Below are 11,946 nucleotides of genomic sequence, written 5' to 3'. Positions count from 1 at the left end.
CGGGGTGCGGTCAAGACGGGCCGTTATGGTGCGGGCTGGACGGCGGGCCCGCCATCGGGACGCGGGGTTTCGGCGGGCTCGGGCTCCCCCTCCCCCGGACGATAGGTGAGCAGCCAGCGGCGCAGGCGCGGGCCGATACGCTTTTCGAACCCGTCGGCAAGGCTGAAACCCGCCGGCACGATGACGAGCGTCAGGAGCGTCGACATGATCAGCCCCCCGATCACGACGATCCCCATCGGCTGCCGCCACGCGCCATCGCCCGAAAGGGAAATGGCCGTCGGCACCATGCCCGCCGCCATGGCCACGGTGGTCATGACGATCGGCTGCGCACGCTTGTGCCCCGCATCGATGATGGCCTCGCGCTTGGGAACACCGGCTTCCATCTCCTCCAGCGCGAAATCGATCAGCAGGATGGAATTCTTCGCCACGATGCCGAGCAGCATCAGCAGCCCGATATACACCGGCAGCGAGATCGGCATCGGCAGGCCGGTCATCGCCCCCACCAGCAGCAACGCCAGCAGCCCGCCCAGCGGCGCAAGCAGAAGCGAGGTCATGTTCACCAGAGGCGACACCACGCGCTTGTAAAGCAGGACCAGCACCGCGAACACCAGCAGGATCCCCGTAATGACGGCGGTGATCATGTTCTGGTTCAATTCCTCCTGCCACTGGGCGTCGCCGACGGGGCGGTTGGATATGCCGGTGGGCAGGTTCTGCATGATCGGCAGCTGGTCGATCTTCTCGCGCACGGGACCGGACACCGCGCCGGCGGCAAGGTCGGCACCGATGAGCACGCGGCGGGCCTGGTTGAACCGCTGAATCTGCGTGGGGCCTGCGCCAAAGCTGATCTCGGCGACGCGGTTGAGCGGGACGGAACCGCCGGTCGCGGTGGGCACCGGCAGATTGGCGATGGTGTCGATGTCGCGCCGTTCCGAACGGTCCAGGATCACGCGAATCGGCACCTGCCTGTCCGACAGCGAGAATTTCGCCGCGTTCTGGTCGATCTCGCCCAGTGTGGCGATACGGATCGCCTGGCTCAATGAGGCAGTCGTCACGCCCAGTTGCGCGGCAAGGTCGAGACGCGGCGTGATGATGAGTTCCGGACGCTGGAGGTCGGCCTCGATCCGCGGGGCGACGACCTCGGGTATGGTGCGCATCTGCTCGATCAACGTCTGCGCCGCCTGATCGAGCTCTTCCGGGTTGGACCCGGTGAGCATGATCGACAGCGCGCGGCCCGAAAATCCGCCGCCCTGCGAGGCGAAGCTGACGCGGGCATCGGCCACTTCCTGAAGCGCGGGGGTGAGCGCGCGCTCCAGTTCGAAGCTTTTGGAGTTGCGTTCGCTGGCCGGGACGAGCGTAATGAACAGCCGCGCGGAGCCTTCGTTCACGCGCTCCATGACGCTGGCAACCTCGGGCTGCTCCTCCAGGAGGGCGGTGACGCGGTCGGCGACGACCTCGGTCTGCTCGATCGTGGTGCCCGGCGGCATGGAAATATCGACACGGCTGTCGTCCGCATCGGTCTGCGGCTGGAACTCCTGCGGCATGTTCATGAACAATGCGACCGTCGCGACGAGCGCGAACAGGCCGATGTAGAATGCCCAGAGCCGATGGTCCCGCGCGCGTGCCTGCGCCCGGTGGCCGAAGCTGCGCGCGCGTCCCATCATCGTGCCCGACCCGAAGAACGCCCCGATGAGCGAAAAGAGAAGCACGATGGCCAGCATGGCGCCAAACGCGATGCCGCCCGCGATCGCGGATTGGAGCAGCGATTCGAAAAGCTCGGCAAACCCGCCCGATGCCAGCATCAGCACAAGCGCGATCGCGAATACCGTGAGCCCGAACATCAGGGCGGGCACGAGAAAGGCGATCGGCGAGGGATGACGCTGCTTGAACGCCTCCGCCTTGTCCGAATCCATCATGAAGCGCAGCACGCGCATGTAGATGTCCATGCCGCGGCCCTCGCCATGTTCGGCATGGCCGTGCGCTTTCAGGAAATAGGCCGCCGCCATGGGCGTGATCATACGCGCGACGGCAAGGCTCATCAGCACGGCGGCCACCACCGTCCCGCCGAAATTCTTGAAGAACTGCCCCGTAAGCCCCGGCATCAACGCCACGGGCAGGAACACCGCGACGATACACATCGTCGTCGCCACCACGGCCAGCCCGATTTCGTCGGCGGCGTCGATGGAGGCCTGGAACGCGGTTTTGCCCATGCGCATGTGGCGCACGATATTCTCGATCTCGACGATGGCGTCATCGACGAGCACACCGGCCACCAGGCTCAGCGCTAGAAGGGACAGCGTGTTGAGCGTGAAGCCCATCAGGTCCATGAACCAGAACGTGGGGATCGCCGACAGCGGAATGGCCACCGCACTGATCAGCGTGGCGCGCCAGTCGCGCAGGAAGAAGAACACGACGACAACGGCGAGGATCGCCCCCTCGACCAGCGCCTCCATCGAGCTGTCATATTGCGATTTCGTGTATTCCACGCTCGTGAACAGCTGCGTGAAATGAATGCCGGGATTTTCCTGCTCGATCGCGTCGAGTTCCTCCAGCGCGGCGTCGTAGACGCTCACGTCCGAGGCGCCCTTGGCCCGCTCCATCCCGAAGGTCACGACCTGCTTACCATTGATCTTGGCGATCGAGGATTGTTCGGAATATCCGTCGTAGACATCGGCGATGTCGCGCAGGCGGATGGCCCGCCCGCCGGGGAGATTGATCCGCGTTTCGCGCAGGTTGTACGCGCTCTCCGCATTGCCGAGCACGCGCACCGATTGCCGCGATCCGGCGATCTCGGTCTGGCCGCCGCCCGCGTCGGTGTTGATCTGACGCAGCGCCGCATTCACCTGCGCCGCGGTGACGCCATAGGCCTGCATCCGCGACGGATCCACGACCACGCGAATCTCGCGGTCGACGCCGCCCGCGCGGCTGACCGAGGCCATGCCCTCGATCGACAGGAGGCGGCGCGAAATCGTGTCGTCGATGAACCAGCTGAGCTGTTCCATCGTCATGTCGTCGGCGCTCACCGCGTAATAGGCGATCGGCCCGTTGCCGCCCGCGTTCACCTTGCTCACCCGCGGTTCCAGGATGCCGTCGGGCAAATCGCCGCGCACCTGATCGATGGCGTTCGACACCTCGTTGACGGCATCGTTCGCATCGACGCCGATCTCGAACTGCACGAAGGTGGAGCTGCTGCCCTCGCTCGCCGTCGACTGAATCTGGTCGACGCCGTTGATCGAACGGACGGCGGCCTCCACGATCTGCGTGATCTGCGTGGTGATTTCCGTCGGGGCCGCACCGGGCTGCACGACGGTCACGGTGACGCCGGGAAAATCGATGTCCGGATTGTTGTTCACGTCCATCCGGTTGAACGCGATGATGCCGGCGAACAGCAATGCGGCAAAGATGACGATCGGCACGATCGGGTTGCGGATCGACCATTCGGAAATGCGATTGACGTTCATGCCGCGAATCCCGTCATCGTGCGGCCTCACGCTTGACCAGGCGGGGTTCGATTTCATCGCCGTCGCTGAGGAAACCGCCCGCGCGCAGGACGACGCGCTCGTTGCCCGAGAGCCCCTCGATCACCGCGATGCCGCGCGGGGTGACGATCCCGGTCCGCACGGCCTTGCGCCGGACGCGGTTGTTGTCGCCCAGAACAAAGACATAGCTGCCGTCCTGATCCGACAGAAGCGCCGATTCGGGAAGTACGGGCGCGCTCGACGTGCCGGCTTGGATGACCGCGCTTGCAAAGCCGCCCGGCCGCAGGGCGCGGTCGTAGGGGAGCGCGATGCGGGCGGTGCCCTGGCGCGTGGTCTCGTCAATGGTGGGGGCAAGCTGCCAGACCTGACCGGCAAACGCCTGCTCGGTGCCGACGGGGGTGACCCGCGCCGGAACGCCGACGGAAAGCCGCGCCAGATCGCTTTCGCTGATCTGTGCGGCCATTTCCATTTCGCCGCCGCTGGCGATGGTGAACAATTCCGTCCCGCCGCCCACGACCTGCCCCGGCTCCACACTGCGCGTAAGGATCAACCCGGACGCGGGCGCCACGATATTGAGCCGCGCATTGCGGGCGTTGAGCTCGCCGAGCTGCGCCTCCGCCACGCGGACACGGGCGGCGGCGGCATCGCGCGTCGCGGTGAGCTGGTCGATGTCGGCCTTGCTGATGAAGCCGCGCTCGACGAGTTGCGACGCACGGTCGAGATTCGCCTGCGCGAGGCGCGCGTCGGAACGCGCCACCTCGACCTGCGCGCGCTGCGCCTCGACCTGGCGGCTTTGCACCGAACGGTCGATCACGGCGAGGATCTGCCCCTGCCGGACCCAGTCGCCCTGATCGACGCGCACGCTCCGCACCTCGCCGCCCTCGCCGACGGAGCCGACGGGAACCGGGCGGCGCGCGGATAGCGTGCCGCTCGTGGTGATCTCGCCTGCGACATTGCTGCGTCCGGGCACCAGCACCGACACGGCGGGCACCTCGGCCCCTGCGGCGATCTCTTCGTCGCCGACCGCCGGCGCGTCGTCCCGCGACAGGAAAAACGCCAGCGCGATCAGCACCGCCACCACCACCACAGCGGTGATGATGATCCGGCGCCGCCGGGCCGAATGGAGGCGTTCGTCTTCTTCGTACTCCGTCACGACGGAGCGATCCGCATCGACGGATTGCGTGTCGGTTTCGCGCGCGAGTTCCCCCCCTGGCGCGGAACCGATCGAATGTTCGTATTGCATATGGCTCACTGCCCGAATCCGCCCCAGCCCCGGACGGGATTTGAAGAATAAGCTGTGTTACACAACTATATCACCCGAAACAAGCCGCACATGCGAAATGCCTGTGTCGCGGAATTCCGTGCCGCGGACCGCTGCGGGGCAACGGTGCCGCTACGCAAATGGGCCCGCCGTATGGCGAGCCCATTGCAGACCGTGACCGGGACAGGCGCGCCGCGGGGGCGCTCTATCGGGTCCGGTACCGGACTTTTCGTTATCGGCTTAGCGAACGCGGCCGCGCTGCACCATGTTCACGATGGCGAGCAGGACAACCGCACCGATGAACGAGAACAGCAGCCCGACGAGATCGAAGCTGGTCAACGTCGAGCCGGCACCGAACAGCCCGCCGATGAGTAGGCCGAGAAACGAACCGACGATGCCCACCACGATATTCCAGAAAATGCCCATCGAGGCATCCCGGCGCATCACGATGCTGGCGAGCCAACCGATGATACCGCCAACGATCAGTGCAATAATAAAACCCATGTCATGCCTCCTTCAATATTGGGAGGGAAACGTGGGCCTGCGCAATATGTTCCGTTGGGGGATCAGTAATTCATCTGCCGCTTGTACTTGTCGCGATATTTCTGAATCCGCGTGACGCGAAGTCCTTTCATGCCGGAACGTTCGACCGCGCGTTGCCACGACGCGATCTCCTCGAGGCTGAGCGCGTAACGGTCGCATGCCTCGTCAATGGTGAGCAGGCCGCCGCTGACCGCGGCGACGACCTCGGCCTTGCGGCGAATGACCCAGCGGCGCGTCGTGGGCGGCGGCAGATCGTCCAGCGTCATCGGTTCGCCTTGCGGCCCGATCACCATGGCCGGGGTGATTTTCTGATTCTCGATCATCGGTTCCTCGTTACGCCTGCGGGTTCTGCCATCCCGCACGGAAGCTCTTGGGGGCGCGCCGCCACCGCCACGTGAACGACGGGCCGGCCCCGCTATCCCTTTATGGTGAGAAGCCTTATCATCGGGTAAACGCGCCGCCCGGTGCGTGGAGCAGGCCCTTTTGCGCCCATCTTTCGCGGCGGCGGGGAAACGTGTATCGCGGGCGCCATGTCCCATCCCGCTTCCGCCCCCGCCACGCATGCCGCTCCCGCGCTTCCCGCCGGTCTCGATGCCGGCGCGCTCTTTCAACTCGGCGGCGCGCCCGGCGACAAACGCATCGTCGTCGCGATGTCGGGCGGTGTGGACAGCTCCGTCGTGGCCGCCCTTGCCGCGGCGAGCGGGGCCGAGGTCATCGGCGTGACGCTGCAACTCTACGATCATGGCGAGGCGGTGAAGCGCAAGGGCGCGTGCTGTGCCGGGGACGACATACGCGACGCGCGCGCGGTGGCCGACCGGCTCGGCATCGCGCATTACGTGTTCGATCATGAAAGCGCCTTTCGCGAAGAGGTCGTCGACCGGTTCGCCGACGAATATCTGGACGGGCGCACGCCCGTGCCCTGCATCCGCTGCAATATCGGGCCGAAATTCACCGATCTGTTCGCGATGGCCCGCGACCTGGGCGCCGATTGCCTGGCGACGGGCCATTATGTCCGGAGGGCGATGGGCGCGCACGGCCCGGAACTCCACCGCGCCGCCGACCCGGCCCGGGACCAGAGCTATTTCCTCTACGCCACCACCGAGGCGCAACTCGATTTCATTCGCTTCCCCTTGGGCGGATTGCCCAAGTCGCAGGTGCGCGAAATCGCCACCGCGCTCGGCCTTGGCGTCGCGGGGAAGCCGGACAGCCAGGACATCTGCTTCGTGCCCGACGGCAATTATGCCGCGCTGGTGCGCAAATTGCGCCCGGAGGCCGAGGACAAGGGCGACATCGTCCATGCGCTGAGCGGCGCGGTGCTGGGCCGGCACAAGGGGATCATCCACTATACGGTCGGGCAGCGGCGCGGCCTCGAAATCGGGGGGCAGGACGAGCCGCTCTATGTCGTGCGGATCGACGCCGATGCGGGGCGCGTGCTGGTCGGGCCAAAGCGATTGCTCGCCGTCGACAGCGCGGTGATCGGTGAAACGAACCGGATCGGCCCCATACCCGACGCTCCCATTACCGCAAAGGTTCGTTCTTTGGCGAAGCCGGTGCCGGTCACGCTCGACGGGCCGCTGGGCGACGGGGCGCGCACGCGCATCCTGTTTGACACGCCCGAATATGGCGTCGCGCCGGGGCAGGCGGCGGTGCTCTATTGCGGGGACCGGGTGATCGGTGGCGGCTGGATCGAGGAGACGGGGGCGAGCGAGGCCCTGCCCGGATGACACGTGCGGGCGTGCTGGTCGCGGCATGGACCGCGCTGGCGCTCGCGGCGCTCATCGATGTGTTGATTGGCGATGAGCCGGAATATGTCGGCCCGCCCCTTGGGCTGCACGTGGCGGAATTGCCGCCTGCTGTCGCCGCGCCACCGCCTGTCGGCGTTACCATTGGAGATCCGCCGTTCGGGGCCGGAACCCTGCTCTCCGCGCCGCAGGCGGACCGGGTGCGGATCTTTGCGCCGATACGTTTTTCGCCGGTGCCGGGCGACCTGTCCGCTCTCGTCAAGCTCTGGATCGTGAATACGCCGCCGCGTCATGTGGTCGCCGTCGACATGGACACCGATGAAAGTTTCGTGGACCTCTATGGCCGCCACCGCATCGTGCTCGCCCGTGGGTGTTTCCGTCTGGATGACGCGGAGGGGCCGCTGCTCGCGTTCTCGCGACAGGCGGGCCTGTTGCGCGACGATGCCAACCGGCTCGCGATCGGCGCCGGGCCGGAGCCGCAGAATATCCTGCGCGTCGGGGCGGAGGGGCTTGTCTATTTTGAGAGCATCGTCCGCGATGCGGCGGTCGAACGGCGCTGGCATGCGGTGTGCGGCGCGGGAGCGATTGCGGCGGTGTCGGAGGTTCGCAACATTCCCATCTGCCGCAATTCGCGCGAAGAGGATGCCCGGTTGCAAGCCGCCTATGACGCCATGCTGACCGCAGAGCAGCGGCGGGCCAGCACCATGCGGGACGAGGCCATCGACCACTGCATGGCGCGGGGTGGCACGCTGAACCGGTGCCAGGCCACGGTTCCGCCGCCGCCGCCCATGCCATCGGCCCCGCCGCCGCCGCTTGCCGGAAACACGGGATGGCCCGAACTGCCGTCGAACCGGCAGGAAGAATGCCGCTATCCCTCGTAAGGGTCGAGCACGCAACCGTATCCCTCGCGCCATGTCGCCGTACTCGATGCGAGCAGGGGCACGCGCGCGGTCACGCTGCGTTCGTCGGCGTCCTCGCTCAACATCACGAGGTCCATGCCCGGTTCGAAATCCTTCCTGCAATCGGACAGGTCACGCCCGCCGATCTGGCGACAGGAGCAGGCCGTGCGCGCACCGAACGCCGTCCCCGCCTCCGCCTGCGCCGCAAGGCCGGGTTGATAGCGATACCACGCCACCCCCGCGGCGATCAGGATGGCAAGCACGATCATCGCGACGGTGCGCGGCGGTTGCCGGATGGGGTGGCGAGCCGGGGAATGCGGCGCGCCCTTGCGTTTCGGCGTGTTACTGGTGGGCATGTCAGTGTCGGCCATTGCCTTTGCCTGCGCTTCGCGGTTGAACGGGCGGCACGATGATGCGCCGCCTCCCTTCTATGCTCGCCCTGCTCTGCGTGCCAGCGCTCGCCGCCTGTTCGCCACAGGAAACCGGCCCGCAGCCGCCAAGTGCCGAATCGCGCGCCGCGATTCCGCGCGGCGCCGATGTTCCCCGCGAAAAGCTCGCCTATGCCATCGACGATGTGTTTGCCGAGGCGGCGGGCGAAACGCGCGCGCTGCTGATCCTGCACGATGGCAAGGTCGTCGCCGAACGCTATGCCGAAACATATGATGCGGACACCGCCATGATCGGCTGGTCGATGAGCAAGACCGTGACCGGCGTTCTCATCGGCATGCTGATCGCGGACGGGGCGCTTTCGCTGGATCATCCGGCGCCGATCCCCGCGTGGCAGCGGCCCGGCGATCCGCGCGGCGACATCACCATCCGCCATTTGTTGCAGATGCGCTCCGGCCTGCGCCATGCCGAAAGCGCGAACCCGGCACAGGATGCCGACACGGTCCGCATGCTCGCCGTGGACGGGCGCGACGACATGGCCGCCTATGCCGAGACGCAGCTGCTCGACCAGACGCCGGGAGAGCAGTTCAACTATGCCACGCCGACGAGCGTCATCCTTGCCGATATTGCGGCGCGGGCGCTCACCCGCTCCACCGACCCCGACCGGCGGCGCGATGCGATGCACCGCTATCTTCAGATGCGGCTGTTCGATCCCGTCGGCATGGATGCGACGATCGCGGAATATGACCGCGCCGGCACGATGATCGGGGGCAGCATGGTCCACGCCCCGGCGCGCGACTGGGCGAAATTCGGGGAGATGCTGCGCAAGGGCGGCATGGCGAACGGGGCGCAGATCGTGCCGCGTGCCTGGGTGCGTTTCATGACGACGTCATCGCCCGGCGATCCGGCCTATGGCGGGCATGTCTGGCTCAACCATTCCCGGCCGGAGGGGCGCAATGCGGTGCTGTTTCCCGCCGATGCGCCGGACACGCTGTTCGCCGCGCTCGGCCATCGGGGGCAATTCACGATCGTTTCGCCGGAACAGGGGCTGACGATCGTGCGGCTCGGCAATTCGGACCGGGTCCAGATGGACGCGCTCAATGCCGCATTGCGCGAAATCGTGACGCTGTTCCCGGTTCAGTAGGCAAATTCGCCCGTCACCACCGTCACGCACGGCCCGCCCAGCCACGCCGTGTCGCCATCGAGCCGGCAGGTCAGCCGCCCGCCCCTGCGCGAGGCCTGAAACGCGGTGAATTCCGCCTGCCCCAGCCGTTTTGCCCAGAACGGGGTGAGCGCGGCATGCGCGCTTCCGGTGACGCTGTCCTCCGCAACGCCGGCGCCGGGCACGAAAACGCGGCTGACCACGTCGGTCGCGGCGCCGGGCGCGGTGCAGATGAACTGCGCATCGCCCAGCGCGGCGAGCGCGGCCATGTCGGGACGCAAGGCGCGCACGGCCTCCTCGCTGTCATAGAGAAAGATGTCGTAGCCATCGGGGTGGCGGTGGATCGCCTGCGGCATCGCGCCCAGCCCGGCAACGGCGGCGGGCCATTCGCCCGGCTGCGTCGGGATCGCGGGCAGCGCGAGCGCGTAACCCTCGCCTCCCTCACCCTGCCGCCGCACGCGGAGTATGCCCGCCCGCCGCGTGGCAAAGCGCAGTTCCGCGCCGCCATCGCGGGTCAGCAACGCATGCCCCGCCGCCAGCGTCGCATGGCCGCACAGCCGGATTTCCGTCTCCGGCGTGAACCAGCGCAGGTGATAATCCGCCTCCTCCCCGTCATACGGCACGACGAAGGCGGTCTCGGCGAAATTGTTCTCCTCGCCGATGCGCTGCATCGTGGCATCGTCGGGAAAGGCGTCGAACAGCATGACGGCAGCCTGGTTCCCCTCGAACGCGCGGGCGGCGAAGGCATCGACGTGCCAGTAGGCTATGCGGGGCATGGCGGCTTATCCCTGTGTCTGGGTTTCGGGGAAATCGGCGTCGACCCCGGCGGTGAGGAGGTCAACCGGGCGCGGCGATCCGGGTTCGGCATGGCCGTCGGGGTCGGGATGGATGAGGAATTCGGTCCCCGGAAATTCGCGGGCCAGCGCGGCCTCGATCTCGTCCATCACCTGATGCGCGGCGGCGACGGTCATCTGCCCGTCGACGTTCATGTGGAATTGCGCGAAATCATGCGTGCCGCTCGTCCGGGTGCGCAGGTCGTGGACACCGCGCAGCGCCGGGTGATCCCGCATCAGGTCGAGCAGCCTTTCGCGCCGTTCTACCGGCCATTCCCGATCCATCAGGTTATCGACCGCGTCCCGGCTCGCGCCCCACGCATTCCACGCCAGCCAGACCGCGATGCCGAGCGCGAAGACCGGATCGGCCCCGGTAATGCCGGCATACTGATCGAGCATCAGCGCCGCGATCACCGCGAGGTTGAGCAACAGGTCCGAGCGGTAATGCACATGGTCGGTCTGTATCGCGAGGCTGCCGGTGCGGCGGATGACATGGCGTTGCCACAACAGCAGGCCCAGCGTCGCGACCATCGCAATGGCGGACACGGCAATGCCGCTCTCCGCCGCCTCCGGCCGTGCACCGCCCAGCCATTGTTCCACCGCGCGGGCCGCGATACCGACCGCGGAAATGGAGATCAGCACGACCTGCACCAGCGCGGCGAGCGCCTCCGCCTTGCCATGGCCGAAGCGGTGGTCGTGGTCGGCGGGCTGCGCCGCGACCCACACGCCAACGAGGGTGGCAAGGCTGGCCACGAGGTCGAGCGCGGTATCGGCAACGCTGCCCAGCATTGCCGCCGAGCCAGTCTGCCACACCGCCCATAGCTTGAGCACGAGCAGCAGCCCGGCCACCGCCATGCTGCCGAAGGCGGCGCTCCGGGTGAGCGAGGCGCGCGTCGCCGGGTCGGGCGCGGCGCGGGCGGGTGCGGCGGAGGGGGCGGTGTCCATGAAACCTCGTCTAGGGGTAGAGCATCGCGCTCGTCCAGCCGCCATCGGCGGCGCGAAACACGCGGCGTTCGTGCAGGCGATGGGGCCGGTCGCTCCAGAATTCGATGGCATCCGGGGTGAGCCGGAACCCGGACCAGAATTCGGGACGCGGCACATCCTGCCCTTCGTAGCGGTCGCGCGCCTGTTCGAAACGGTCAACGAAATCCTGCCGGTCGGGCAGCGGTGAGGATTGGTCCGAGGCATGCGCGCCGAGCTGCGAATCGCGCGAACGGGTCGCGAAATAGGCATCGGCCTCATCATCGGATACCTGCGCGACGCGGCCGGTAATGCGGATCTGCCGGCGCAGGCTTTTCCAGTGGAACAGCATCGCGGCCTGCGGATTTGCGAGCAGTTCGCCCGCCTTGCGGCTGGTCAGGTTGGTGTAGAAGACGAAACCGCCCGGCCCGCGATCCGCCGTGCCGTCCTCGTGCCCCTTGAGCAGGACCATGCGTACGGATGGCGCGCCATCGGGCGTTGCCGTGGCCAGCGCCACCGCATTGCCGTCATTGGGTTCGGATGCGCGCGCCTCGGCCATCCATTGCGTGAACAATCCGTGCGGGTCATGCGCGGGGATGGTGGTCTCGTTCGAAATCTCGGTCATCTGCACGTCCTTTGCCGCGATGCGTGGCGCCTCGTAAATCAAGCGCGCGCGATGCGCA

At 67.2% G+C, this 11,946-nt stretch carries 11 protein-coding genes; 3 read left to right on the top strand and 8 right to left on the bottom strand.

The annotated features are described in order from the left end of the window. Positions 1-23: 23 nt before the first annotated feature. The 4 genes from JD971_RS07585 to JD971_RS07570 form a co-directional block, all read right to left on the bottom strand. Positions 24-3,458 carry an efflux RND transporter permease subunit gene (locus tag JD971_RS07585; protein WP_202087031.1) on the bottom strand — a complete coding sequence of 1,145 codons (3,435 nt, stop codon included), beginning with the start codon at positions 3,456-3,458 and terminating at the stop codon, positions 24-26. A gap of 13 nt (positions 3,459-3,471) precedes the next feature. Next, positions 3,472-4,719: an efflux RND transporter periplasmic adaptor subunit gene (locus tag JD971_RS07580; protein ID WP_202087457.1), complete on the bottom strand. Its 1,248-nt coding sequence runs from the start codon at positions 4,717-4,719 to the stop codon at positions 3,472-3,474. Between the two features lie 258 nt (positions 4,720-4,977). Beyond that, positions 4,978-5,241 carry a GlsB/YeaQ/YmgE family stress response membrane protein gene (locus JD971_RS07575; RefSeq protein WP_202087030.1) on the bottom strand — a complete coding sequence of 88 codons (264 nt, stop codon included), beginning with the start codon at positions 5,239-5,241 and terminating at the stop codon, positions 4,978-4,980. 62 nt (positions 5,242-5,303) lie between these two features. Then, entirely contained in the window at positions 5,304-5,603 is a 300-nt protein-coding gene (locus JD971_RS07570) for a DUF1153 domain-containing protein (RefSeq protein WP_202087029.1), read from the bottom strand. Between the two features lie 207 nt (positions 5,604-5,810). On the opposite strand from JD971_RS07570, the gene mnmA reads away from it, so the two are divergent. Both mnmA and JD971_RS07560 read left to right on the top strand, forming a co-directional pair. Continuing rightward, the gene (gene mnmA, locus JD971_RS07565) at positions 5,811-7,004 is read left to right on the top strand and encodes a tRNA 2-thiouridine(34) synthase MnmA (protein WP_202087028.1); all 1,194 of its coding nucleotides are present in this window, start codon (positions 5,811-5,813) and stop codon (positions 7,002-7,004) included. Then, positions 7,001-7,903, top strand: a complete 903-nt coding sequence (locus tag JD971_RS07560) for a hypothetical protein (RefSeq protein ID WP_202087027.1) — start codon at positions 7,001-7,003, stop codon at positions 7,901-7,903. Before mnmA ends, JD971_RS07560 begins: the two co-directional genes overlap by 4 nt. On the opposite strand, the gene JD971_RS07555 is transcribed toward JD971_RS07560, so the two are convergent. Further along, positions 7,891-8,292: a hypothetical protein gene (locus JD971_RS07555; protein ID WP_236672342.1), complete on the bottom strand. Its 402-nt coding sequence runs from the start codon at positions 8,290-8,292 to the stop codon at positions 7,891-7,893. The two genes, JD971_RS07560 and JD971_RS07555, sit on opposite strands and share 13 nt — an antisense overlap. A 38-nt stretch (positions 8,293-8,330) precedes the next feature. Here JD971_RS07555 and JD971_RS07550 point away from each other — a divergent pair, with 38 nt between their 5' ends. Continuing rightward, positions 8,331-9,452 (top strand): serine hydrolase, encoded by a 1,122-nt coding sequence (locus tag JD971_RS07550; protein ID WP_202087026.1) that lies wholly within the window; start codon positions 8,331-8,333, stop codon positions 9,450-9,452. Here the strand turns inward: JD971_RS07550 and JD971_RS07545 are convergent. From JD971_RS07545 to pdxH, 3 genes are read right to left on the bottom strand one after another with little or no spacing between them, the layout of a single operon-like run. Continuing rightward, positions 9,446-10,246, bottom strand: coding sequence for a PhzF family phenazine biosynthesis protein (locus JD971_RS07545; protein WP_202087025.1), 801 nt, complete (start codon positions 10,244-10,246; stop codon positions 9,446-9,448). The genes JD971_RS07550 and JD971_RS07545 overlap by 7 nt on opposite strands. Positions 10,247-10,252: 6 nt before the next feature. Then, a complete protein-coding gene (locus JD971_RS07540) occupies positions 10,253-11,248 on the bottom strand; it encodes a cation diffusion facilitator family transporter (RefSeq protein WP_202087024.1) in 996 nt (331 codons plus the stop codon). Positions 11,249-11,258: 10 nt separating this feature from the next. Beyond that, positions 11,259-11,888 carry a pyridoxamine 5'-phosphate oxidase gene (gene pdxH / locus JD971_RS07535; protein ID WP_202087022.1) on the bottom strand — a complete coding sequence of 210 codons (630 nt, stop codon included), beginning with the start codon at positions 11,886-11,888 and terminating at the stop codon, positions 11,259-11,261. Between the last annotated feature and the right edge of the window lie 58 nt (positions 11,889-11,946).

It is taken from the genome of Croceicoccus sp. YJ47, assembly GCF_016745095.1.
In the GTDB taxonomy this organism is placed as follows: Bacteria; Pseudomonadota; Alphaproteobacteria; order Sphingomonadales; family Sphingomonadaceae; genus Croceicoccus.
This window is presented reverse-complemented; position numbering and strand designations above follow the sequence as displayed.